The organism is Exiguobacterium sp. 9-2, assembly GCF_036287235.1.
Lineage (GTDB): Bacteria > Bacillota > Bacilli > Exiguobacteriales > Exiguobacteriaceae > Exiguobacterium_A.
Map to the genome: position 1 here is coordinate 2,519,616 of NZ_CP142850.1, position 25,567 is coordinate 2,545,182.

Annotated in this window: 23 protein-coding genes; 8 read left to right on the forward strand and 15 right to left on the reverse strand. The window is 47.9% G+C overall.

The annotated features are described in order from the left end of the window. Nucleotides 1-87 precede the first annotated feature (87 nt). Nucleotides 88-759, reverse strand: coding sequence for a beta-phosphoglucomutase (gene pgmB / locus VJ374_RS13250; RefSeq protein ID WP_035410155.1), 672 nt, complete (start codon nt 757-759; stop codon nt 88-90). Nucleotides 760-1,037: 278 nt separating this feature from the next. Here pgmB and secA2 point away from each other — a divergent pair, with 278 nt between their 5' ends. Together secA2 and VJ374_RS13260 are read left to right on the forward strand one after the other, a co-directional pair. Then, the gene (gene secA2, locus VJ374_RS13255) at nt 1,038-3,401 is read left to right on the forward strand and encodes an accessory Sec system translocase SecA2 (RefSeq protein ID WP_329469096.1); all 2,364 of its coding nucleotides are present in this window, start codon (nt 1,038-1,040) and stop codon (nt 3,399-3,401) included. Then, the gene (locus VJ374_RS13260; protein ID WP_329469099.1) at nt 3,385-4,146 is read left to right on the forward strand and encodes an SLAP domain-containing protein; all 762 of its coding nucleotides are present in this window, start codon (nt 3,385-3,387) and stop codon (nt 4,144-4,146) included. The genes secA2 and VJ374_RS13260 overlap by 17 nt, the downstream gene beginning before the upstream one ends. Nucleotides 4,147-4,184: 38 nt before the next feature. Here VJ374_RS13260 and VJ374_RS13265 read toward each other — a convergent pair whose 3' ends face one another. Then, the gene (locus tag VJ374_RS13265; protein ID WP_029342549.1) at nt 4,185-4,517 is read right to left on the reverse strand and encodes an Asp23/Gls24 family envelope stress response protein; all 333 of its coding nucleotides are present in this window, start codon (nt 4,515-4,517) and stop codon (nt 4,185-4,187) included. A gap of 56 nt (nt 4,518-4,573) precedes the next feature. Beyond that, entirely contained in the window at nt 4,574-5,635 is a 1,062-nt protein-coding gene (locus VJ374_RS13270; RefSeq protein WP_035410164.1) for an acyltransferase family protein, read from the reverse strand. Nucleotides 5,636-5,677: 42 nt separating this feature from the next. On the opposite strand from VJ374_RS13270, the gene VJ374_RS13275 reads away from it, so the two are divergent. Together VJ374_RS13275 and VJ374_RS13280 are read left to right on the forward strand one after the other, a co-directional pair. Further along, complete coding sequence (locus VJ374_RS13275; protein WP_214852417.1) at nt 5,678-6,418, forward strand: SGNH/GDSL hydrolase family protein; 741 nt, start codon at nt 5,678-5,680, stop codon at nt 6,416-6,418. 344 nt (nt 6,419-6,762) lie between these two features. Then, the gene (locus tag VJ374_RS13280) at nt 6,763-7,230 is read left to right on the forward strand and encodes a hypothetical protein (RefSeq protein ID WP_329469103.1); all 468 of its coding nucleotides are present in this window, start codon (nt 6,763-6,765) and stop codon (nt 7,228-7,230) included. Nucleotides 7,231-7,289: 59 nt separating this feature from the next. Here the strand turns inward: VJ374_RS13280 and VJ374_RS13285 are convergent, their stop codons facing one another. Together VJ374_RS13285 and VJ374_RS13290 are read right to left on the reverse strand one after the other, a co-directional pair. After that, nucleotides 7,290-7,886, reverse strand: coding sequence for an alpha/beta hydrolase (locus VJ374_RS13285; protein WP_290752535.1), 597 nt, complete (start codon nt 7,884-7,886; stop codon nt 7,290-7,292). Continuing rightward, nucleotides 7,883-8,821 carry a VOC family protein gene (locus tag VJ374_RS13290; RefSeq protein WP_329469105.1) on the reverse strand — a complete coding sequence of 313 codons (939 nt, stop codon included), beginning with the start codon at nt 8,819-8,821 and terminating at the stop codon, nt 7,883-7,885. Before VJ374_RS13290 ends, VJ374_RS13285 begins: the two co-directional genes overlap by 4 nt. A 179-nt stretch (nt 8,822-9,000) precedes the next feature. On the opposite strand from VJ374_RS13290, the gene VJ374_RS13295 reads away from it, so the two are divergent. The 3 genes from VJ374_RS13295 to VJ374_RS13305 all read left to right on the forward strand — a co-directional run bounded on the left by VJ374_RS13295 (nt 9,001) and on the right by VJ374_RS13305 (nt 11,581). Then, nucleotides 9,001-9,894, forward strand: a complete 894-nt coding sequence (locus tag VJ374_RS13295; RefSeq protein WP_035410178.1) for an ABC transporter ATP-binding protein — start codon at nt 9,001-9,003, stop codon at nt 9,892-9,894. Then, on the forward strand, nt 9,884-11,083 hold the full coding sequence (locus VJ374_RS13300; RefSeq protein WP_035410182.1) for an ABC transporter permease: 1,200 nt from the start codon (nt 9,884-9,886) through the stop codon (nt 11,081-11,083). The genes VJ374_RS13295 and VJ374_RS13300 overlap by 11 nt, the downstream gene beginning before the upstream one ends. A gap of 66 nt (nt 11,084-11,149) precedes the next feature. After that, a complete protein-coding gene (locus VJ374_RS13305) occupies nt 11,150-11,581 on the forward strand; it encodes a hypothetical protein (protein WP_035410184.1) in 432 nt (143 codons plus the stop codon). A 47-nt stretch (nt 11,582-11,628) separates the two neighbouring features. On the opposite strand, the gene VJ374_RS13310 is transcribed toward VJ374_RS13305, so the two are convergent. The 8 genes from VJ374_RS13310 to VJ374_RS13345 form a co-directional block, all read right to left on the reverse strand. Further along, complete coding sequence (locus VJ374_RS13310) at nt 11,629-12,258, reverse strand: helix-turn-helix domain-containing protein (protein WP_035410187.1); 630 nt, start codon at nt 12,256-12,258, stop codon at nt 11,629-11,631. Between the two features lie 30 nt (nt 12,259-12,288). Further along, nucleotides 12,289-14,220, reverse strand: coding sequence for an FtsX-like permease family protein (locus VJ374_RS13315; protein WP_329469107.1), 1,932 nt, complete (start codon nt 14,218-14,220; stop codon nt 12,289-12,291). After that, nucleotides 14,186-14,950, reverse strand: a complete 765-nt coding sequence (locus VJ374_RS13320) for an ABC transporter ATP-binding protein (protein WP_035410192.1) — start codon at nt 14,948-14,950, stop codon at nt 14,186-14,188. The genes VJ374_RS13315 and VJ374_RS13320 overlap by 35 nt, the downstream gene beginning before the upstream one ends. Further along, the gene (locus VJ374_RS13325; protein ID WP_329469109.1) at nt 14,943-15,935 is read right to left on the reverse strand and encodes a sensor histidine kinase; all 993 of its coding nucleotides are present in this window, start codon (nt 15,933-15,935) and stop codon (nt 14,943-14,945) included. The genes VJ374_RS13320 and VJ374_RS13325 overlap by 8 nt, the downstream gene beginning before the upstream one ends. Next, nucleotides 15,932-16,618: a response regulator transcription factor gene (locus VJ374_RS13330; RefSeq protein WP_035410198.1), complete on the reverse strand. Its 687-nt coding sequence runs from the start codon at nt 16,616-16,618 to the stop codon at nt 15,932-15,934. The genes VJ374_RS13325 and VJ374_RS13330 overlap by 4 nt, the downstream gene beginning before the upstream one ends. Before the next feature lie 94 nt (nt 16,619-16,712). Continuing rightward, nucleotides 16,713-18,632, reverse strand: a complete 1,920-nt coding sequence (locus VJ374_RS13335; protein WP_308101939.1) for an ABC transporter permease — start codon at nt 18,630-18,632, stop codon at nt 16,713-16,715. Further along, a complete protein-coding gene (locus VJ374_RS13340; protein WP_035410204.1) occupies nt 18,619-19,380 on the reverse strand; it encodes an ABC transporter ATP-binding protein in 762 nt (253 codons plus the stop codon). The genes VJ374_RS13335 and VJ374_RS13340 overlap by 14 nt, the downstream gene beginning before the upstream one ends. Nucleotides 19,381-19,537: 157 nt before the next feature. Further along, nucleotides 19,538-20,041: a PTS sugar transporter subunit IIA gene (locus VJ374_RS13345; protein WP_035410206.1), complete on the reverse strand. Its 504-nt coding sequence runs from the start codon at nt 20,039-20,041 to the stop codon at nt 19,538-19,540. A gap of 178 nt (nt 20,042-20,219) precedes the next feature. Here VJ374_RS13345 and VJ374_RS13350 point away from each other — a divergent pair, with 178 nt between their 5' ends. Beyond that, nucleotides 20,220-21,923 (forward strand): M3 family oligoendopeptidase, encoded by a 1,704-nt coding sequence (locus VJ374_RS13350; RefSeq protein ID WP_442899609.1) that lies wholly within the window; start codon nt 20,220-20,222, stop codon nt 21,921-21,923. 290 nt (nt 21,924-22,213) lie between these two features. On the opposite strand, the gene VJ374_RS13355 is transcribed toward VJ374_RS13350, so the two are convergent. Together VJ374_RS13355 and VJ374_RS13360 are read right to left on the reverse strand one after the other, a co-directional pair. Beyond that, nucleotides 22,214-25,000, reverse strand: coding sequence for a putative bifunctional diguanylate cyclase/phosphodiesterase (locus VJ374_RS13355; protein WP_329469115.1), 2,787 nt, complete (start codon nt 24,998-25,000; stop codon nt 22,214-22,216). A gap of 138 nt (nt 25,001-25,138) precedes the next feature. After that, nucleotides 25,139-25,561, reverse strand: coding sequence for a CBS domain-containing protein (locus tag VJ374_RS13360; protein ID WP_035410212.1), 423 nt, complete (start codon nt 25,559-25,561; stop codon nt 25,139-25,141). Between the last annotated feature and the right edge of the window lie 6 nt (nt 25,562-25,567).

Below are 25,567 nucleotides of genomic sequence, written 5' to 3' on the forward strand. Positions count from 1 at the left end.
ACCGCATATTAAAAAGGATCGCTCAGGGAAGCGATCCTTTTTAAATACATAACTTTCAAGGAATGTCCTTCACCATCAGGGAATGGTTCAGACAAGGGAGCGACTAGCGAGGATTTGCTCAAGGGAAAGCAAATCTGTCGAATCGACACGATAGTCTGCCTCATGGAGTGCCGACTCCGGTCCGACTCCGACGGCATACATGCCGGCAGCGTGGATGGCAGTAATGCCAGCCGTCGCATCTTCTACACCGATGCAACGACTCGGTTCGACGTCGAGTGCTTCTGCAGCACGGAGAAACACTTCAGGGTGTGGTTTCGATTGTGCAACAGTCGCAGCGTCTACGATGTCATCGAAATAGTGTCGAACCTTTAATGCCTCAACGACCATCAGCGCATTTTTAGAGGCGGACGCCATTCCGATTTTCAGCCCAGCGTTTCGGATTTCATCGAGGAATGCAGTGATTCCAGGAAGAAGATCCTGTTCAGAGATGTGCTGGATCAATGTGACATAGTGTTCATTTTTCTTAGCGGCGAGTGCTAGCTTCTCATCCTCTGAAAAAGCGTTTTGTTTTCCGCCAAGCGCAAGGATACGCTCGAGTGAATCCATCCGGCTGACACCCTTTAATGTCTCATTAAATTCCCGGTCGAACGGGATATCCAAATCCTCTCCTAATTGTTTCCACGCTAAGTAGTGATACTCTGCTGTATCGGTAATTACGCCGTCTAAATCAAAAATGACCGCTTCGATCGTTGGTGCCATCCGACATCCATCCTTTCTTCCATCGTCCATGCAAGGCAAGAAATCGAATGACTTTGCGCAAACGATTGCACTTGCCTCATGAATAATTTTACTGGTTCTCTCGACTCTTTGCAAGCGTTATCAAATATTTCTGATTCTTTGTTTTTAAAGCTAATATACCTTCTTTTTGATAACGCTTTCAATTTTAAGGGAATGTTTTACTTATTTCGTTTTTTACTATTCGTTTTACAATTTTTAACTGCTATAATGACTTCATAGCATATGAGGGAGTGACGAAGATGTTTCAACGTGTTAAAAAGTTGTTGAATGATCAAAGTCGAAGAGTTCATCGTTATGAAAAAATCGTAACGACGATCAATAGCTTAGAACGAGAAATGGAGCACACATCTGATGAAGCGTTACGGGAGTTGACGATTTCGTTGCGGGAACGGCTACGAAACGGAGAACGGATTGATGCAATCTCACCAATGGCGTTTGCACTTGTTCGAGAAGCGAGTAAACGGACGCTCGGCTTACGACACTACGATGTGCAGCTCATGGGCGGACTCGCACTACTGGAAGGACAAATCGCCGAAATGGCGACAGGTGAAGGAAAGACGCTCGTCGCTTCACTCGCGAGCTTCACCCAAGCGTTATATGGAAAAGGCGTTCACGTCATTACCGTCAATGAGTATCTAGCACTGCGCGATGCTGAACAAATCGGTCAGATCCACCGTTTTTTAGGATTGCAGGTCGGAATCAATTCCGCTGAAGCAACGTTTGAGGAAAAACGGATTGCCTACGCAGCAGATATTACATACGGTGTCGGGACTGAATTCGGATTCGATTACCTGCGGGATCATCTGATCATGGAGCCGACGGAACGTCTGCAACGGCCCCTGCACTTCGCCTTAATCGACGAAGTCGATAGCATTTTAATCGATGAAGCGAAAACGCCACTCATCATGGCGGAACGAGACAGTGTCCACGAAGGATTACAACAACTCGTCCGTCATGTCGTCCAGACGTTTGAAGACGAGCGGGATTATACGTTTGATGAAGAAATCAAAGCCGTCGCCTTGACCGATCATGGCATCGAAACAATCGAAGAGGCGTTTGCGATTGATCATCTGTTTGCCGCCGAGCATTCCGTCCTCTTCCATTACGTCATTCAAGCCTTACGTGCCCATGTCGTTCTCAAACGAGATGTCGATTATATCATCAAGGATCAAAAAATCGCGCTCGTCGACCTCTTTACAGGTCGTCTGATGGAAGGACGCAGTCTATCTGATGGTTTACACCAAGCCCTCGAAGCAAAAGAAGGGGTTCCGGTCACGGAAGAGAACCGGACGACCGCCCAAATCACGATCCAACATTACTTCCGTCTCTATCATCAGGTAGCTGGAATGACCGGTACGGCGGCGACGTCACGGGAAGAATTTCAAAAGACGTACGGTATGGACGTCGTGACGATTCCATCGAACCGCCCGAAAATTCGGATCGATGCAGAGGACGTCGTCTTTGCAACACGCGACGAAAAGCTAGAAGCCATCGCGCTGGCAACAAAATCGGCACACGTCACGGAACGACCGGTTTTGATCGGGACTTCATCGATTGAACAGTCTTTGCGCGTCGCGAAGACACTTGATGCGCACGGACTCACCTACGAGATCCTGAACGCTAAAACCGTCGATCAGGAAGTTCGGATCATTGCGGCTGCCGGACAAGCTGGTCGAATCACGATCGCGACCAATATGGCAGGTCGCGGAACGGATATTTTACTCGATGAAGCGGCACGACAACAAGGCGGCTTGTTCGTCATCGGTACCGAACGCCATGAATCGATCCGGATCGACAACCAGTTGCGTGGTCGGGCAGGTCGCCAGGGTGATCCTGGATTGACGCAGTTTTATCTTTCGCTCGAAGATGAACTGCCACGCCGTTTCGCGCGCGATCGCCTCGAGCGTGTGCAACAAAAAGTACGAAATACTGCCGGTCCGCTCACTTCGCGTGACGTCCGGGATCTATTGCAGTTCGCTCAGTCGACATGTGAATCTGTCAACCGAAGTGTTCGGGATGAACTCGTTCAGCTCGAAGAAGTCATCAGTGAACAACGGCAAGCGATCTATCATCTCCGAAACAGAATCGTTGATGCGACGTCACTCGAGGATATCGTTCAGCCATTTGCAGGACGTGTCTTGCCGTCGATCCTCGACCAAACACTCTCTGACGATCTCGTTCCAGAAGAATGGCCACTGGCTCTCGTCATGACAGAACTCGAGCAACTGTTACATCAACCAGTCACGTTAGAACGACTGGAGACGATCGACGAGATGAAACGACAACTCGAGCCGCTGATTGCTGAAACCGAAGCTCTACTCGTTGCCCATGTCACAGCTGAAAAAGAGACCGTTAAACGTTTCATCCTCCTTGCACTGGACGAGCAATGGACGCGCCACCTGACGGCGATGAACACTTTAAAAGAAGGGATTCATCTCCGCAGTTACGGACAAGAACAACCGGTCCGCATCTTCGAACGGGAAGGCATGGATTATTTTGAATATACCATTGCAAGTTTCGAGAAACAGGTCCTTTCAGGCATCTGCCGCGCCGAACAGACACACGATAGCGAAGGAGAACTGCACCATGCACACGTCGAATGAAGTGTTCCGTCCCCCGCTCTACTTCACGGAGGACATGCCGATCGTCAAGGAAGATGAATACGTCTTTCGTCACGTCGTGAAACAACTGCCTGATCTAGAAGCCAATCAGATGGCAATCCATCTGTTTCAAGTCTTATCACACCGTCCGCTTCATGTCATCGCCTTGTTCCAAAACACGTTGTCTCGGTCGTTCCACCTGAATGACCTCGTCGTCCTTGCTTTATCCGGTGATGAACTTGTTGCTCGTAAAGTTCTCAGTATCGAGGAGGTCCCGGTCATCCTTCCGATGGCGACGTTACCGCTCTGGTTGACGTTTGAAGAAGACGAATGTTTCGTCGACCTCGAACAGTTGACGGAGCCTCTACAACTCGTCTTCTCAAGCGAGACTCTGACGGAGCTCTTCATCGAAGACGACTCCACGGAACTCGAGCAACGGATGATCCGCCAAGTCGCTTATTCGCATCCGACACCACCCGCAGACGGTTGGTCCCTCTTACCAGTTTCAATCACGCGCGAGCTAGACACTGTGACAGCAATCATTCTCGTCCGTAATGCGAGCGATCAGACGCTGACACTCGAGGCGCTAACACTTGAACTAATGGATGACGAAACGCCAATCGCAGATGTCACCCATCCCGGACTCTCCTTACCTGCTTATAGCCAACAAGCAATCCGTCTCCGTTTTTCCTGCACTGCCCCGCACGTCGATGCTCTCGGACTCCGCTATCTCCCACCTTCTTCATAAAAAAACGTCTCGGCACACAAGATGCCGAGACGTTTTCCTTATCCTTTTAAGAGTCCGATGACACGGACGTTGATTGCTTTGGGTTGGAACGCGAGCATGTTTTCCATGTCTTGCGCGATTCGTTCTTGGACTTTTCCAGCTGTCTTGATGATCGACATGCCGTATTTGATATGCACAGATAAACTGACCGTGATGTCGCCGCCGACATCTTCGACTTTTACAAGTTTGACCATCTGTTTTTCCTGTAATTTCGAATCGTCTGCTGTAAAGGCAATGCCTTCTGTTTCTTGAACGGCTACACCTGCGATGACCTCGATGACTTGTTGCGAGACGTTCACGACACCATCCGCATTATTTAAATTATATGACATACCTTCCACGCCCTTCGTCTAGTAATCCATCTATCTAAAGTGTAATGCATTCCGCTTTATTTTGAAAGGTCTTCCCGCTTCTCGACGATCGGACGAATGTCGATCTCAATCAAAGGACGGAGGACACGGACGACGAGCGGGTGTATGATGATGCCAACGATTAGTAAGGCGACGCCAATCATGATCAGTAAGGCAAGCCATGCTTGCGGAACGAACGCATCCGTTACGTATTGGCGCCACGCCATGACGAAGAAGACGTGAAGCAAGTAGACATAGAGACTGAGTTCCCCTGCTCGCGTGATGAGCGGCAAACGACGCATTGGAATTAACATCATGAAACCGAGCGAAGCCGCAATCGATAAGAGGTAGATGACGCTATGCTTGAGTACACCAACCCACGCGTCACTATCATATTGTTCGACATATGGGAAACGATGCTTGAACGCATTTGCAAAGTCGACGATCTCTTTCGGCGTATCACGCCATGCTTCGAATAACAGGAAGCCCATGACGGCTGCGAACGTGATACCACCAATCAAACGGACGTTCATCCGCCGCTTGAAATTCTTCGGCATCTCGAAAATCCGGATGAACTCGTGCTCCGATAGATAGTTCCCGAGTAAGAAATACGGATAGAACATGATCAACTTGCGAAGTGCTAAGAAGCCCGTGTTCTCAAGCTCGAACCCATATAACAAAGCGAACGCGAGACCAAACCAGACATATCCTCGCAAGCGGACGACATACGGCGTTACGATATACCAGACGACCATAACGAACAAATACCAAAGTGCCCAGTACGGACGTAGTAGATGTGTTCCGATATTTTCCCCGGACAACAGTGGTAGTCCTTCTCCAAGTGTCGCCCAAGAACCAATTAAAATTTGCCAGACACAATAGACGGCAAATAATTGGATGACGCGTAAGTATTTATTTTCGCGGAAGAAATAACCGCTTAAGATAATGAATAATGGCATATGAAACGAGTAAATTAATAGATAGACCGTCTCGAGCAACTTTCCGTCATAATCAAACCGTAAATCCGTCAGCATGTGACCGATGACGACGAAAATGACAAGAAAACCTTTGATATTATCAAACCAAGGATTCCGATTCATGTTACACTACCCCTTATACTCCCTCGAAAGGAACGAATGTTTATGAAAAAGACACTCCTGATTCTATCCATCGTCTTGAACGTCGTTCTCCTTGCATTGTTACTGGGACGTAAACCGCTCGAAACCTTCGGAAGCGTCTTACCTGCAAAGAGTACGACTCCAGTCACGACATTCCAATACGATAAGAACCCGAACTATGTCCGTTTGAATAGTCTATTCCATACTTATCAATACCCAAAATCAGCGAACGCTGTCATGTTAGGTGACTCGATGACGAATTTTGCCGATTGGCGCATCTTGATGGAGGATCCGACAATCATTAATTTCGGGATTCCTGGCGATACGACAGAAGGCTTTTTGACTCGCCTCGACTTGATTCTCGAGATGAAACCAAAACGCGTCTTCTTGATGGGTGGCATCAATGACATCCGTCACTATACGCCGATTCCACAAATTACTGAGAACATGACGACGATCGTGACGACACTTCGAAAAAATAACATCGACGTCGTCCTCCAGTCAACCGTTCCTGTGGCTCCAAAATATTCGGACTCTGTCCGAATCAATCGTGATGTCGAAGCGTTGAACCGAAATTTACAAAATCTCGCTCAATCGCTTAAAATCCCATTCGTCGACTTGAGACCTGTCTTGACGAACAAACAAGGGTATCTTCAAAATCGCTTGACGTATGATGGATTACACCTCGTCGGTGGGGGTTACCTGCGCTGGAGTGATGCCTTAAAACCTTATGCGTTGCAAACAAATATAACAGCAAACAAATAAGCGATGGCGCATTAAAAAAACGGCGCATCCCGGCAATCGGGATGCGCCGTTTTTCGATTCTTAGTCTTCTTGGTTTTTAACACCCATATAAGCTGCAACGCTTGATGCTGAGAAAACAGCAACAGCAACGATTCCGACAGCGATCCAGATAACCTGATCCATCATTTCTTCATATCCTCCTTTATGTAACCGCTCACTTCTACATTTAGCGTACACGAATTTCGTCAAGAAAGAAACACATTTTCCATGTCTAATGACTAGACGATTCGGGAAAAAGTAACTATAGTAGAAGGACAACTATAAATTGTCAGAAAATTCGATTATTTAACAAGGAGGTGTTTCTGATGGCCACTTCATTGCTTACGCCGAGAGTGACGTTACGACATCGAAGTACTCTCAACTTTGGATATTGGCTTGTCATCGGATGCATAGGATGGGTGATGCTTGCCCTCGTCACGAATGTTGGTACCGTTCTTGGTCGTCTTCCTTTATATGAAAGCATTCCCCTCGCGATCCTTGTACTGGGGCTCACAGGTATCGTACTAAAAATGGCGCGTGACGAGTGGTGGATTCATTATCTTGAACGTCAGACCCAGTATTATATCGGACATGAGACCGTCACCAGTTGGTGCACGACGATCGATAGCATGTGGCTGATTCGTAAGACGATGCGTCGTGAACTTCGCCTACTTTACCGGCAGCTCGCTCAGACGAAGGCATCGGAAGAAGTGAAACAGATCCTTGCCCTTCAGCTTGTCGAGCGTGGCGTGCTCATCGTCTACTCCCGTCCAAAAAGTGATCATCCCGCTTGAAGCGAAAAGAGGACTGCCCCATTACCTTCTAGAAGAGAAGCAGATGGGACAGTCCTTTTTTAGTGTTTTAACCAATCGGTTGCTGCTTCGATCGTCGGCATGACAAGTTGGTGTCCGTAGTTCGACCATGTGACATCGACTGATGCACCAGCCTCCTTCAAGAGTGCTGACAACTCTTCTGTTTCCTGAGCGGGACAGATTGGATCATTACTACCGGCGCCGATGAACACACGAACGTTTGATAAGTCCGGTAACGTCACACCGCGACGTGGTACCATCGGATGCAGTAAGATGGCTTGTTTAAATAGTGCTTCTTCAAACAACATGTTCGCTGCGATGTTGGCTCCGTTCGAATAACCGACCGGAATGAGGCGATCGAGTGCGAAGTCTCGTTCCGCTGCTTGTTCCTGTAAAAATTGAATCAATCGTGCTGTCCGTAAAGCGAGATCTTCTTCATCGAAGACGCCTTCTGCGAGCCGTTTGAAGAAACGTGGCATCCCGTTTTCCGAGACTTCTCCACGGACAGACAAGTAACCGGCTTCCGGGTCAAGCAGCGAGACGAGTCCGACGAGGTCTTGTTCCGTTCCGCCTGTGCCGTGTAAGAGTAAAAAGATCGGTGCATCCATTGTTTTTGGCGCTTGATATAAATGAATCATATGAGTCTCCCCTTCGGTACTGTAATAGGTGTTACGTGATTCGTGATCGCGGTGCGATGCGCTTCAAATTGTTCCGGCAACTTCAAGTCTTCTCCAAGCATCTCGAAGTCTTCATCGATCGCGAACCCTGGATTGTCAGTTGCGATTTCATGGAGGATGCGTCCACGGTCATGGAAATAGATCGACGTAAAGTAATTGCGATCTTTTACTTCAGTCGTCTGCAAACCGAACGCGTTGATCGCCTTCATCCAGTCGAGTTGTTCCTCTTGATCGGTTGCGCGCCAGGCGATGTGGTGAACGGTTCCCGTACCCGGACGACCAACCGGCATCTGACCATGGACGACATCAATGACATTTCCAAACTCCCCTTCCGCAATGTACCGGTCAACGGTTTCCGTCCGTTTACTGAGGGTGAGCCCCAATGTATCGGTCAGTAATTTGGCTGTGTCTGATGGATCTCGCGACAGTAATGTCGCTCCCGCAAATCCTTTGATGGCGACGTCACGCGTGACACCGTCGATTTCATAGCGACTGCCTCGTCCCGCCTTGCGTTCGACGAGCTCGATTTGAAGACCATGTGGATCTTCGAACGCGATCTGTTGCTCTCCGAAACGAACTGTTTCTTCAAACGAGACGTTCTTTTGCGTCAGCCGTGCTTTCCAGAAATCCGATGCACCGACCGGAATCGCATAAGCTGTCGTTCCGACCTGTCCGGCACCGACCTGTCCTCTCGCCATGCCTTTAAATGGGAAGAACGTGATGATCGTTCCGGGTGCACCAGACTCGTTTCCAAAATAAAAATGGTACGTCCCTGGATCATCGAAGTTGACCGTTTTTTTGACGAACCGTAGTCCGAGAATCGTCCCGTAAAAATCAAGATTTTCTTGAGGATCGCCGACCATTGCTGAGATGTGATGGATACCTTGCGTTTTCATAGAATAGGTCCCTCCTTCAATCGTTACTGTTAACACAATAATAGTAACTAATGAACAAAAAGTAAACTAATTAGACTTGTTTCCATTTTCCCTGGAACCTTTACCCAATTTTGACCGTAGGACACTATGTAACAATGGTACACTTGTCGTGCAACAGACATCTTTATAAGGAGGTTCTTATGTTAGAAATCAAACACATCACGAAGCGTTTCGGCGATTTCACTGCCGTTGATGCGTTGACGATCGAAGTGCCACGCGGACAAATCTTTGGTTTGCTTGGTGCGAACGGTGCCGGCAAGACAACGACGTTCCGGATGCTACTCGGTCTACTCCAACCGACCGAAGGTTCGATCACATGGAATGGAGAGCGTATTCCGACTTCAAAGATTGGATATCTTCCGGAAGAACGCGGATTGTATCCGAAAGTCCGAGTCGACGAACAACTCTTATTTCTTGCTGAACTCCGCGATATGAAACGGAAGGATGCAAAACGAGCACTGACCGAATGGCTCGAGTATTTCCAAATTCCTCAATATGAAAAAATGCGTGTCGAACAACTCTCAAAAGGAAACCAACAAAAAATCCAGTTGATCTCCGCCGTCCTACATAAACCTGAACTGCTGATTTTAGATGAACCATTTAGCGGACTCGATCCAGTCAATGCGGAACAATTAAAACGTGCCGTTAAAAAATTGACCGTCGATGGAACGACGATCGTCTTCTCGAGTCACCGAATGGATCATGTCGAAGAACTCTGCGAGCATGTTGCGATTCTCGATCATGGTAAGCCCGTCGTCGCTGGTTATCTTCCTGATATCAAGGCGAGCTATGGGAAGACCCGTGTCCTCTTGACGACGGATGCCCCACCACTCTTATGGGATAGCTTACCGGGTGTCCTTCAAGTTGAGTCGGACAATAATGGGCATGTCGTCCAAGTTTCTTCAAAAGAAACCGCTGACCAACTTCTCCAACATATCGTCAGTGAAGGACACCATGTTGATCGTTTCGTCTGGGATCAATTATCCTTGCAGGATATCTTCATCGAGGAGGTCGGAAAACGTTATGAACCGTAAATTCCTGACTTTATATCGCTTCAATCTATTACAGAAACTACGTGCCAAAAGCTTTTTGATCTCAACTGTTCTGATGGTCCTGTTTCTCGTCGGCTTCGGCAATATCGAACGGATTCTCGACTGGTTCTCGGGTGACGATCCGAAAGTCGCCCTCGTCAGTGAATTATCGACAGACCTTCGCCCTGCCTTGAAAAAGGCTGGTGTCACCTCAGACATCACACCGAAGGAGTATACGGTCGCAGAAGCACGTAAAGCGGTCGATCGGGGCACATTTGACGTCGTAGCGATTGTTCAAGACTCTTATGACGTGACGCTCGTTAGTGCTAGTCCTGAATCCGAGTTACAGACACAAGTCGCGACGGTCGTCAAACAAGTCCGTGATCAAGCGGTCATTACGGATGCGAAGATTGACCCGAACGTTCTTGCGTCACTCGCTAAACCCGTTCCCGTCAAACAAGAGTTGACGTCGACAGGTGGAAAAAGTGAAGACGAACTCTTTGCTGCCTCCGCGCTCGTTTATGTATTGTTGTTTTTGATGTACTTCACGATCGCGATCTACGGTGGAATGATCGTCACGGAAATCGCGAATGAAAAATCATCACGGGTCATGGAGTTGCTGATCTCTGCAGCGAGTCCGATCCAGCACATGCTTGCGAAGATTCTTTCAATCGCTACCGTCAGTCTCGTACAATTGTCGATTCTCGTCGGTGTCGGCTACTACAGTGCTCAAAGCAGTAGTTTATTCAATCAGTTATCACTCGACTCCTTAAGTGCCCGAACAATCATTTATCTGTTCGTCTTCTTCTTGCTCGGATACTTTCTGTACGCGACGCTCCTCGCGGCACTTGGTTCGCTCGTCAGCCGGGTCGAGGATGCGCAGCAAGTGACGTTACCGGTCATCTTGTTAATCGTTGCTGCCTTCATGATTTCAATGTTCAGTCTGAACGCACCGACGAATCAAGCCGTCGTCGTCTTGTCATTCGTTCCGTTCTTTACACCGATGGTCATGTTCTTGCGTGTCATGTTGACCGATGTACCGCTATGGCAAGTTTCGATTTCCCTCATTTTAATGCTGATCAGCATTTCGCTCGCCTTATTTGTCGGAACGAAATTCTACCGTGGTGGTGTTCTGTTCTACGGATCGAATCCGCTTAAACAATTACGCCGGATCTTAAGCGGACGCCGGTAACAGTTTACAAGACGAATCGTTTCCGCTATCGTTAGGTGAGAAAAAGCCTTTAGGAGGAACTACGTTATGCGGTCTCGTTTTTGGGCAGCGATCCTTTTCACAGCTGCTGCCATGGTCTCGTCACTTGTCATGTTCACGAAATTCCCGCAAGCGAGTGCGACATGGGAACTCGTCATTGCCTACGGAGGCATGGCGTTCGTCTCTAGCCTCTTTTGCTGGTCCTTCGTCGCGGTGCGCCGCCAGTCTTCCCGTTTATACGGTAGCTGGGTTGGTGTCTTCATCGCCGGATTGACTGTCTTACTTGTCTGTCTCGCGCGATTCGTCTTGCGTGGTGATGTGATGATGATTTTCAAGTGGCAAGCGATGCTCGGTAGCTTAACTCTCAATTTCGGCTATGTCGGTTGGGTACTCGTCATTGCGAATGCGATCATCGGTTTCATCATCGGTCGGACACGTCAAAAGACGCGTCGTCCACGTCCGATGCCACAACGTCAATAAAAAAGTCGCTGTCTTCTGAACGTCAATCAGAAGATAGCGACTTTTTTTCATTTTCGGTGATAACGAGAGCGGCTTTTCCGGTCGCTATAATCCGCATAATAAGTCGAACTGGACAAAGAAATCCCGTCCGTCATACGATCGAGGTATTCATCCAGTTGCATCATCGATGGTAATTTATCCTCAAATAACTCATACGTCTCTTCAGCTTGATCGCGTTGCAACTCTCCTGCTTCCATGACGGCTTCGACGAGCTCATGAAAGATCCGTTGCTCGGTAGCACTCATCGTCTGCTCGATCCGTTTGACATCCTCATCATACATTAAATCAAATAGACGCATTCGCTCCTCGAGCTGTTCCTCGACCCACGTTCCGTCTTGTCCGAGCGTCTGTTCATAAGCAAGCTTCATCTCTTCGAGCGGTGTGTTCTGTTGCATGATGAACTTTAACGACTCTCCCGTCCAGATATGCCGTGCCAAATAACTGGCATCGATGTTCAAGACGTCCGCTAATGCTTCGATGTAAGGTTTAGTTGGATAGACTTCGCTGAGTTCCGTCCGACGGATGAAATACGGTGCGACACCAAGGCGTTCAGCCAATTGTTCGATCGTAATCCCGGCACGCTCTCGTAAGATACGGATCCGGTCACCGTAACCCCGATATGGTGAATGGTCTAGCATACGATTCCCTCCCTTGTTCCTATGGTATCATCATACCCTTGAATCCGGTGTCGGATACATCGAACTTTTGGATGAATTCCGGAACAGATGGCGTGGGTAGCGTAACCAAATCGGTAGGACACTTAAAAAGTATCCGATCGTGACGATACTGATCCAAAATGCGGCTAAGTTGAGGAATGATCCGACCTGTAGTCCGGCTCGGGTCACAACGACTTGGAACAATAAGAAAGCATGAAAAACCGAGATCAGGTACGGAATGAGTAAGACCGCACCATACTTCATGAGCAAGTAACGGCGGATATTCCCGGAATCGAACCCTAACGCAAACAATGTCTTCATTCGTTTTTGTTCTTGTTCCGCTGTCATCTGCATCCACACATGCAGGAAACTTGCATTGATGACGAACAACCAGATTGTCAGGAGGATGACGACGAACGTGACGAGGCGCACGATCCGGATGCCGTCGATCTCATCCTCCGTCTCATTGATCAACTGATAAGGAACCGACTGTTTTCCATCTAGCTTTGCTGCAGACTGGATGTTGCGGACAATCTTCATCCACTGTTCCCAGTCCTTTGTTCCGTAATCATGATAGGCTGGCGTATCAAAGACGACAATTTGACGGACAGGTTGCTTCAGTGTTTGAAAGACGGCATCACTGACGACAAACATCGTCTCGATCCGGTAGTTGTAACCGAAGACTAAATCATGGGAAGCAGCGGGAAGCAATTCAAAGTCGGCTTTTTCCATCGCCTGTTTCGCTTTTTTCATCGTCGGCGTGTTCTCTTCCAGTTGTACTGGACGTGCCGGTACGAAGAAACTCTGTCGACCGGTCGCTGTCCGCTCCTGAAAATGCAGTTGACGCATCATCTTGTTGTACGCTGAAATCGGCAAGAGCACCCGTGTTCCATCTGCCTTCACTTGAATATCTTGCTGGTAGCGATCCGGGAACGCCTTGGTCATCGTCTGCTTGATATCCTTCAATCGTTTCGTCGGCTGAGCGGACTCTTCATAATAGACGAGACCGAATTGGTTTTGTGACGATAAATCGAGTCCGACCAATTGAAATAAGAAAACGAGACCGACTGCTGTCAGCGCACACGACGTCAAAATCGTTCCGAGAGCAATCAACGTACTATTCGTACGAAGTTGATTGGCGATTTCCGAGACGATCAGCTTCCGAAGCGACAGACGACGAGGACGGTATAATTGGGTCAACCACGGTAAGACATACCGGCAAATGAAGAACGATCCGATGAAGATGACGAGGGGAAATACGATGTAAAATTCGTACATCCGAATGAATGCGAGCGTATACCCGTAGATCAGAGTCAACAAAGCAATGACTTGTATCAGAATCCAGATCCGTCGTCGAAACGGAGACCGTAATCGAACCGGTCGGTCGGGACGAAAGCGATAGATCGCGAGAACGGTTGCCGTCAGTAAGACGATGAGGGCACCACCAATCAAGGCGAGGATTGCATAAAATGATAACTCGAATTCAATCGGTGGCAAGAACATGACCTTAACGACAGAGAGTAATAACATCTTCGTCAAGACGTTTCCAAGCACTAGTCCTGCCGTAATCGCAAATCCACCGACGATCAAGACCTCAATCAAAAAATATTTTAAGAAATGCGACAGTCCACTGCCGAGTGTTCGCATCGTCCGCAAATCATTCTTACGGTGCTCAAGCATCGTGTACGTCGTCGAATAAATGAACAGGACACTAAAGAGTAAGATGATCAGCTCCGCGGTGAAGACGAAGAAAATCGTCAGCTCGATGACCTGGTTCAATTGACTCAATACCTTGGCGACATTTTGGAACGATCTATTCGTCAACAAGTTCCAATAACTCGTCACGATTGTCATCGCGATAATAATTGTCAAGGCGTAACCGTAGTACAACCGCTGATAGCGGCGGATGTTACGTAGGGCGTATTGCAGATAATTGATGCTCATCCCCTCCTAATAACGATAATGATTCGATGACCCGTTGGAAAAAGATACGTCGTGGCTCATCACGGAATAATTCCGTCTGAATGCTACCGTCTTTGAGAAACAAGACATGATTACAGTACGACGCGACTTGCGGATCATGCGTCACGATGACCATCGTCATCCCGGTCGCATTCAACTCGGCTAGGACGTCCATGACATGTTTCGTCGATTGAAAATCGAGTGCTCCGGTTGGTTCATCCGCGAGTATCAGACGCGGGGTATGGATCAAGGCACGACCGATTGCCGTTCGTTGTCGTTGTCCGCCACTTACCTCATCGACCTGTTTATCGAGCAGATCGTCAATCTGTAGACGACGTGCCAACTCTTCCATCTCTTCCCGCGCGAGCTTCGCCTTTTTCCCCGACAGCATCAACGGAACGAGCATGTTTTCACCGAGTGTCAACGAGTCGAGTAGATTGAATTCCTGAAAGATGATCCCGAGCGTCTCGCGCCGGAAACGTGTCATCTCTTTTCGCTTGAACGTCGCTGTATCGACGCCATCGATCAGAATCGATCCCCAGCTCGGTTCGTCAAGTGTCGCAAGCAAGTTGATCAGTGTCGATTTGCCACTACCGGACGGTCCCATGACGGCAACCATCTCACCTTCCTCCACCCGAAAGTTCAAATCGGTCAACGGTTGCTCCGTCACCTTTCCAGGATAGACCTTCCCCAATTGTTTGACTTCAATCATGTGCGCGACCTCCTACTAATCGAATCCGGCATGTCGTGCCGACACCTTCTTCACTCTCGAGTTCGATCTCGTGCCCGAGCTTCAAGCAAACTTGTTGGACGAAATACAAGCCCATTCCGGTCGATTCCCCGTAGCGGCGCCCATTCTCACCCGTGAAGAACGCATTAAAGACACGCGGAACATCTCGTTTCGGAATTCCAACACCATCGTCTTGAATCGACAAGACGACCTGCCCCTTTGTCACCTCTGCCGTCAGAACGACTTCTCGACCATGCCCCGTTGTATACTTGATCGCGTTCGTCACGAGCTGTAAGACGAGGAAACGAAACCACTTCGCATCCGTATAGACATACACGTCCTCGGCGATGTCGAGTTTCGGGTAGACCTGGTTTTTGACGAACAATCGTTTTTCTTGATTGATGATGCTCGTCACGAGCGGCTTCAACACCAGTCGTTCCGCCTTCAAGTCTGTCTCGATTGCTTCTAAGCGTGACGAATAGAGCATCTGATCGAGTCCACTGCGTAACCGATCAACCTCTTGACGTAAATCTGCTCGATAGTGTTCCCCTGGATGTTCGAGGATCAGTTCGATGACAGATAATGGTGTCTTCATCTGATGAATCCATTGATCGACATACCGATGTCGTTCCTTTTCTTTTCGTCGCTCAGCAAACAGGCTATTGCGAAACAATGTCTGTTGCCGCTCTAAAAATTGTTCGACGGCAACGGAAATCGGTTCTTCGCTATCACTACGAATCGGTTCTGCGACTGACTGGACCGGTTGTTGCATCCGTCGTAACAGCGGAAGCATGCTGAAGAAACGATAGCTGAGATAAATCAAGAAACCGATGCTGTTCAAGAGGACGATGTAAAAAAATGCTGCCGGACGATAGAGGTCGTAGAGCCATAAAATAGCGTATAAAATGAGCATCTGTCCGGTAAAGAAGATGGTACCCGGTATCACGTGCCGTAAAAAAAGCTTCATGGCTCAAGAACCAGTTTATAGCCGACACCTCGAACCGTCTCTAGACCAGCAACTCCGATTTCTGCAAGTCGTTTACGGACACGGGTGATATTTACATTCAATGTATTCTCATCGACAAATGCTTCGTCATCCCAAATCCGTTCGAGTAAGTCACCCCGACTAACGATTCGTGGACTTGCCGTCAGCAGCATCTCAAGGATCAGCCCTTCTTTTTTCGACAGCTCAATCGACTGTTCCCCGTACTCGACGATATAACGGTCTAAGTACAGTGTGACACCCTCTTTCGTCACCGTCCGCTCATCCGCCTCGTTCGACAACGTGCCATACGCCCGGCGAATCTGACTTTTAATCTTCGCGATGACGACCGCTCCTTGGAACGGTTTGACGATATAGTCATCAGCACCATATTCGAGTGCCATGACTTGATCCATCTCGCCGACACGTGCCGAGATAAAGAGAATCGGTGCCCGTGTCTTCATCCGTAATTGCCGACACCAATAGAAACCGTCGAACTTCGGTAAATTAACGTCTAATAAAATGACATCAGGATTCGTTTCCTCGTAGGTCGCGATGACATCCCCTCGTCCATCCTCGACGACGACCTTAAAATCATAACGTTCGAGTAGTTCCTTTAATAATGTCGCGATTTTCACATCATCTTCGACTAATAAAATCGTATGCATCGTTCACGTCAACTCCTTCTGTTTCTATCATAACGAACTCAAAAAGGACTGGAAACGATTATTCCGTTTCCAGTTCTGTGTATCCGTATTTAGTTCATCCCGTCACGATGCGGCGGTAAGCACGAACCGTGACGATATAGTAGATCAGATAGACGATCGTATAGCAAACAATCGCAAGTAATGTCGGACGGACGATATTGTAGTTCAACAGTTTCTGCAGGACTTGCATCGCAACTAGACTATGAACGAGTCCGAGGACATACGGTAAAGAGAAGACGAATCCGACGAGGCGACGGATGATACCCGTTTGTTCCTTTTCATCGACACCAATCTTTTGAATGATCGCAAACCGTTGTTTCGATTCTTCTGCTTCCGCGAGCATCTTAAAGTAGATGATTGAACCTGTCGCAAGCAAGAAGACGAGACCGAGGAAGCCGGCAGCAAACGCAAGCAAACCGGTCGTTGCCGTCGTCATCGTATAGACCGGATAGTACGCTGCCATCTCTGTATCCGCTTGTTTTCCATACAGTTGCGTTAATTGCTTTATCAGTCCATCGTCATGACGTTCATCCGAAAACTGATAATTCGTCAGCGTAAAACCTTTTTCCGGCATCTTTGCAAACGCATCGTCGTTTACGACGAGGGCAAGCCGCTGTTTCTCATAAAGTTGAGCGATCGGTAGATTCGTCGCAGCGGTGATGCGAAAGGACTCATGGACATCCTTGATTTTGACACCGACCGGCGATTTGACTTTCATCTTCAACAAATCGTTTCCTTTAAATGTTTCAAGGACGATTGCTTCGCCTCGTTTTGGTTCTTTAATGACCGTTTGACCGTTTGCTTTCGCAAGCTTCACGTAATCCGAGTAATTGACGTAACTGAATTGCCCTGGCTGATCTTCGTAAGCATAGGTTTGATAATAGCGTGTGAACGTCAGCGGGTTCGGAAGCTCAGTCATCTTGTGATCGACGTTCTTGACGTTGACCATCGTCCGGCTGTCGATCTTCTGGTCGGACTTTGCAATCAGCTGTTCCGCTTCCGCTTGTTTACTCGCAATCGACAGACTGTACGGGACTTGCTCCTCGACAGTCTGATCGATGAAGTAATAGATCGATGTCGCTGTACCGACTGTCGTCAATGTCACGGCAGTAATGACCGTGATCGTCGACAGCATGACAGCGTTCGATTTGATTCGTGACAGCAATTGTCCGTGCAGAATCAAATTCGTTCCTTTGAAATGTCGCGCTTGATTACTTAAGAGGCGTAATAAGAAGATCGTGAAGTAACTCATCGTTCCAAATGTCCCGAGGATCACACACAGCATCAAGAGCGGTGCGACAATCGTAAAGTGATCCATCAACGGTTGTCCCGTCAAATAGTAACCGATACCAATCAAAACGACCGAAAGCACGGCTAGGATCGGATGGACTTTCGGAAGGGATTCCGCTTGTTGCTCTGCCTTGAACAATTCAATCAATGTAAAACGATAGATCGTCCGGGCTGAACGTAAGGCAATGATCAGGAAGATCAAAAGGAAGACGCCGATCGTCTGCATGACGGAAGCCCCGCTGATCGTAAAGGTCGCATCGACTCGCATCGCCATGACGGAAGCCAGCAACTGTACGAAATATTTCGATGCGACTGTTCCAATTGCAATTCCGAGGATTAGACCGATCACTCCATACCCCATCGTCTCAAGGAAGATCAGTCGGGCAATCTGTCCCCGCTCTAAACCGAGCAATGCGTAGAGACCGATTTCCTGCTTACGGCGGCGTAAGAAGAAGTCACTTGAATACCAGATGAAGATAGCGGAGAAAAGTGCTAGAATCACACTTGCTCCAGTAAAAACCGTTCCTAATTTTCCGTACAATTCATTCGCCTGAAGCATGGCTTCGTTTGATCGAATCGCAAGGAACGTGTAGTAAATGAGAATCGCGAACGTGACCGCACCGAGGTACATCACGTTTTGACGGATGTTTTTTAGATTTTGAAACGCCAGTTTAGACAAACTCACGGACGGCACCTCCGAGTTCGCGTTGGACTTCCATGATCTGCTCGAAAAAATCCTTCTGTGAACCGAAGCGATGGACTTCCTTGAACAGCTCTCCATCCTTGACGAACAGAATTCGTTCTGCATAAGACGCCGTCATCGGGTCGTGTGTCACCATTAAGATCGTCGCGCCTTCGTCGTTTAGTGACTGCATCGCTTCAAGCAATCCTGTCGCTGACTTTGAATCAAGCGCACCGGTCGGTTCATCCGCTAAGATGAGTGACGGATCATGAATGATCGCACGGGCGGCAGCTGTCCGTTGTTTTTGTCCTCCCGATAGTTCGACCGGACGTTTATCGAGTAGGTCCTGAATACCGAGTTGATGCGCCACACGATCGACACGCTCTAAGATCATCTTTTTATCGACGTTCGCGAGTGAGAGCGGTAAGGCAATGTTTTCCCGGACCGTCATTGTATCGAGGAGATTGAAATCCTGGAAGATGAAGCCAAGTTGTTCCCGGCGGAAACGTGCCAATTGTTTTTCCTTCATCGCCGTCACGTCTGCTCCATTGATTAAAATCGATCCGTCCGTCGGCTGATCGATTGTCGACAGCAGATTAAGCAACGTCGATTTCCCGGCACCGGACGGTCCCATGATACTGACGAATTCCCCTTCATGGACGCTGAGCGTCGTCGGACGTAGTGCTTCGTGGCGTGCCGTTTTCGTGTGATAGGTTTTTGTGATCTGTTCTGCTCGTAAGATTGCTTTCATCTGTAATGCCTCCTGTGTTTGATTCGTTACACTCAGTCTAGTCCTTCCATGCTTTTCTCAAAATGGACTTTACTTTCACTTCTCTTACAAAACGGTAAGACAAGGGAGGAGACATCAAAAAAACCCCCATCCGTAAGGGATGGAGGCGTGTCGTATCTTATTTATGTGTTGCTTTGAAGAGCTCTGTGTCGCCTGCGACAACAGAAGTTCCTTCAGCTGGTACAGCTGAAAGCGTGAATTGATCGTGATTTGTCACGATGATCGGTGTGATCGTCGATGGTGCGTTTGCACGGATGTACTCGAGATCGAACTCGACGAGGACGTCTCCTGCTTTGACTTTATCACCTGACTGGACGTGAGCCGTGAAGCCTTCGCCTTTGAGGTTAACTGTATCAAGACCAACGTGGATCAAGAGTTCAAGACCATCTTCACCTTTTAGACCGATTGCGTGTTTTGTCGGGAAAATCGTTTCAACCGTTGCGTTGATCGGCGAGACGACTTTACCTTCTGTTGGCTCGATCGCGACACCGTCGCCCATCATTTTTTGAGAGAAAACTTGATCGGGTACGTTCTCGATGTTGACGATTTTACCTGTAAGTGCAGAAGCAATTTTCGTGTTTCCTGCGTCGTTACCACCAAACAATTTTTTTAAGAATCCCATGATACTATCCCTCTACTTTCTCGATCGTTTTTCTTCCGAATGGAAGTTTCGATTTTTTATAGGAGTAAGCTGTTAGACAGCTCGCTCACGTTCTCACAAAAAGCATACGTTTGTCCCTCTGGTTTTGCAAGTATTTTTGTGTGATAATAGTTAGAAATCAAAAGGAGGCGCTTACATGTTGCCATTTTCAGAAATTACATATGTCCGTCCTGATCTTGCTTTGCTTGAAACATCGATGAATCAAGCAATCGCTCGACTAACGGAAGCCACACAGGTAGATGAAGCAAACGCAGCCATCACTGAGATTAATACCCTCAGAAATCAATTTGAAACGGCAAGCCAGCTCGTCGAAATCCGTCATACGATTGATACACGCGATACGTTCTATGAGACGGAACAAGGGTTCTTTGATGAAGCAAGCGCGATCTATCAGGGATATGTCTCAAGCTATTATCAAGCGTTGACGACGCATCCGCTTCGCAATGAACTCGAACGGACGCAAGGCAAACAGTTATTCCTAATCGCGGAAGCGAGCCTAAAGACGTTTTCGGAAGAGATCATTCCAAAGCTCCAAGAAGAGAACCGTCTCTCAAGCGAATATACGAAACTGATGTCTTCTGCTCAAATCGAGTTTGACGGGAAGACGCTTAACTTATCGCAGTTCGGTCCTTACCTCCAATCACCAGACCGGGCTGTTCGTAAAGCAGCTTCAGAAGCCCGCTATGGCTACTTAAAAGAGCAAGGGGAAACGATCGATACAATTTACGATAAACTCGTCCGTATCCGGACAGACATCGCAAAGACACTCGGTTTCCCATCGTTCGTCGAACTCGGATACGCACGGATGCTTCGCGTCGATTACAATCAATCGATGGTTGAACAATATCGCGAACAGATCCTTGAAACGATCGTCCCGCTCGCGACACAACTTAAAGAACGCCAGCAACGACGCATCGGTGTCGATCACTTGTACTACTACGATGAAGGATTCGCCTTCAAGTCTGGGAACGCGACACCTAAAGGCGAAGAGTCATTCATCATCGAAGGCGGCAAAAAGATGTATGCGGAGATGTCACCGGAGACGAACGAGTTCTTCAACTACATGCTCAACCGGGAAGCACTCGATTTAACGGCGAAGCCTGGAAAAGCGGGCGGTGGGTATTGTACCTACATCGCAGACGAAAAACTCCCGTTCATCTTCTCGAACTTCAATGGAACGGCAGGCGACATCGATGTCCTGACACACGAAGTCGGACATGCGTTCCAAGTCTATGAGAGCCGTCACCTGACTGCTCCAGAGAGTGCCTTCCCGACGTATGAAGCGTGCGAGATTCACTCCATGTCGATGGAGTTCTTTGCTTATCCATGGATGGAAGAATTCTTCGGTGAAGAGACGGCGAAATACAAATTCAATCACCTCGCAGGAAGCGTCACGTTCCTTCCATACGGCGTTGCGATTGATGAGTTCCAGCACGTCATCTACAACCAACCGGAATTGACACCAGCTGAGCGTCGCGAAGCATGGCGGACGATCGAGAAGAAATATTTGCCGCATCGTGATTACGAAGCGAATGATTATCTCGATTCAGGTGCCTGGTGGCATCAGCAAGGGCACGTCTTCGGAAGTCCCTTCTACTACATCGATTACACGCTCGCTCAAGTCTGTGCCTTCCAGTTCTATGCTTGGATGGAACAGGACCGGGAAGCGGCTTGGACATCATATCTCGATCTCTGTCGTGCCGGTGGATCGGAAAGCTTCCTCACGCTCGTCGAGCGCGCTGGATTAAAGTCTCCGTTTGCACCAGGTACGGTTGAAGCAGCGGTCGCACCGGTCAAAGCGTATCTCGAACAAGCAGACGACCTCGTACTCGATCGCGTTTAATAATTATTTTCATCAATCTAAAGTTTACGCTTACAACGAACGTTTCTGTCATCCCCGCTTTCCACAGGCGGGTGATAAGCCGCGCCACCTCGCATTTCATGCGGTCTGTCGGGTCTTATCTAGCCCTGACGAAAGCGAAAATCGTGCTTTCTTTTCCTGTAGGAGTCGAGGGTGAATATTCACGTTCTCTATTTATCGAATGAAAAAAGGTGACTTTCCGGACTGGAAACTCACCTTTTTTCATTTTAAGACACATACATATTAAACTCATGAATCATAATAGACTAATTTCATTCAGATAGAAACTTTTGATGGTACTTCACGTACCAGACTCGAAACTCGTCGGCTGGAATCGGTCTTGAATAATAGAATCCTTGCGCATACTCACAGTCAAGCACTCGCAAATGATCAGCTTGTTCAAGTTCTTCGATCCCTTCAGCGACGACGTCATACTTCAGCGTATGTGCGAGCTTGATGATCGTCTCGATGAGCGGTGCGTTCGAGCATGCATCCGGACCACTGATGAACGAACGGTCAATTTTCAGTCGCTGAATTGGCAAGCGACTCAAGTACGACAAGGAAGAATACCCCGTACCAAAGTCATCAATCGCAAGACGATACCCCATCTGATGCAACTTCTGTAACGCATCAAACACGCGTGTGTCTGAAAAGACACCGAATGATTCCGTAATTTCAAGTTCCATCCGTTGTTCGATTCCCGGATGAACCTCTCGGACATCAGTCAGATAATCGACGATCCGACCGGAGACGAGTTCTTTGACGGATAAGTTCGCTGAGACGCGTAGTACTCCGAGTTCCGTATCCTTCCACTCTTCGACTTGTCGGACCGTTTCGGCAACGACCCACATCCCAATCTCTTCAATCAACATCGATCGTTCGGCAATCGGAATGAAGATCGCCGGACTGATCATCCCCCGTTCAGGGTGGAACCAGCGCAGGAGCGCTTCACAGCCATCGACTTGACCGGTCGCGAGATTGATTTGTGGTTGATAGAACAATTGTAGCTCGTTCTTTTCGATCGCGTCCCGCAGTTCTCCTTCGAGGACGACGGATTCGAGATACTCGGCACTCATCCAGGATTCGAACCAGACCGGTCCGCCTTCTGTCTGTTGCTTCGCATGCTGCATCGCGATATCAACCGAAGATAACAAGGACGTGACGGCTACTGCATCATCGGGGTACCGCACCATACTCATACTGATGCTGACATTGACATACTCTCCATCGATCTCATAGACGTGTTCGATGACTTGCTTCAATTTCTCGTAATCAACGATATCCTGTTGTGCAACCAACACGGCGAATTCGTCTCCCCCGATTCGTGCGGCTTGTCCCGTTCCGATGAAATGATGTTTGAGTCGATTGGCGAGATCTTTCAAAATCTGATCGCCTGCACCATGTCCGTAAATATCGTTGATCCGCCGGAATTGTCGAACGCTGATGGTGACGAGTTCTCCCGGCTGAGGTGCTTTCAACGCATCTGCCATCTTTTGTTCAAAGCCATTTCGGTTCAACAGTCCCGTCAACATGTCAAAGAGTGCGAGTTGTGTGATCCGTTCTTCGCGCCGGAACTGATCCGTTTCATCATGACAGGATAAGTAAAGTGCAACGCCTGTATCGTCTTCTTTGTTTGCGACATGGACGATGTTGACGAACATGCTTAAGATTTCTTCATCGAACAACATCTTGCAACGAATCGTTTGACTATGGCCTTCCAATGATTGCTTCAACGCTCGCCGCATCCGATTCAAATCTGCCGGATGGATCAGTTCTTCGATCGTCCATCCCGCCGTCGCTTTCGTCAATTGTCGAAAGCGTTCGTTTCCGTTCACAATCGTATAGTCAGATGACATCGCAAGAATCGGATCTGTATTTTGTGAAAAGAGCGACTCGATTTCCGCTTTTTTCTGCTTGATTTCTTTTGTTTTGGCATCATTATGATCGATCAACCCGGCGATGATGGCCGTCATCGTCCGAAACGCTTGGACGACAGGTTGAAAATCATTTCGCTCCGGTACGTCATAACCGGATTGCCGGCGGTCTTCTGCAAAGGTATTCGCTTCTCCTTTCAGTAAGGATAGATCTTGGCGAAAGGCGCGTAATAACGATAAGGTCAAAATCAACAGTCCAAGAATTAAGACACTGGTTGCACCAAAGAGAAGCCAGGCATTGCGAATGATGTGATGGCCTCGATCCTGCATTTCTTGTGCGACTTGGTTGAGTTCTTGATCGTACAGACGATACATACTCGATTCATATTCTTCCGCTTGTCCTGCCAAAGCAGCGTAGGTCTCGACTTTCGGAGCACGTAATAGATCATCGAGCGTTTGTGTATAGGCAGCCATCTGTTCCCGCATTGTTGCGACATCTTGCCGTCCCGTATCGTCCTGAAGAGGAATCACATCATACAATGATTTGATGAGTGATGCCTGGCGTATCGGTAAATCAATCCGCATCTGCTGAATCCGTAATCGATCAATCGAGCTCGGTTCTTCCTTTTGACGAGCATCTTTTAAAATTTCAGCTGATTTTCCAAGTTGTTCCTCCATCAGAATCAAATTGGAGAAGACATTATAATAAGATCCTGTCTCTTTGCTCAGTACGAGTTGATTGAAGATGATTTCACTCTTGAAATTCGTCATCGTCGTGAAGAAGCGATGGTTCGATTCATATCCTTGCCGTTGAAGCTTCTTGACTTCCGCCAAGACTTCTTCCTGTGCCGACCCAGTCGCTTTCATGTTCGGTAGACGATCCGTTAGTTGTTCCAATGCACGATCGGATTGTTTGGACGCTTGTAGAACATCCGTGTCCTCATTCAATGATGAAAAATAATAGCGTGTCACTTCTTGTTCAGCATGATTAAATGGTGTCACTTCAGCAATCGTTTTTCCTGATGCTTTGAAGCGATAACCTTCTTCGAGTGTTTTCATCAAATGTTGACATGCGACGATCAATGCTAATAACCCGATGATCGCAATCATCCATGAGAACGTTTTATAGTAGGAGCGTCTTCGAAAAGCTTCTACGATGAAGACTGGTGATAAACGTCGCAACACATCGTCCTCCCTAAATTGTCATTATGTTTCTATATCGTCGTCTCATACCGTTTCCTGAAGTCGTTTTGGGTCAATAAAAAGCACGTCTTCCCACATTTCTGCGAAAATAAGTGCTTTTTTTACTAGTTTTATTCTTTTTTAATAACTGACGTTCTCACGCGCTACTTTTTTAGCAAAATAATCGATGATGTCACGTCGTCGGATAATCCCGATGAAATGTCTTCCGTCATCGATGACGGGTACGAAATTTTGATCCGTGATGACTTCAATCATCTCTTCCATTTGCGCTGTGATCGAGACCGGTTTATAACGGACGCGTTGTTTGATATCGGTTAAACGTGTCTGCAAGACATGGTCATAATCAGCATGCTCGAGATTTGCTTCGAGCGCCCACAAGACATCGCCTTCTGTCAGCGTTCCTGCGTATTTCCCTTTATTATCAACGAGTGGGACTGACGTAAAACGATGATGTTTCATCTTTTCTAGTGCTTGTCTGACCGTTGACTCAGGATCTAAATATTTCACCTCATCTTTAGGTAATAAGAAAAAAGCAATATTCATTTCTGT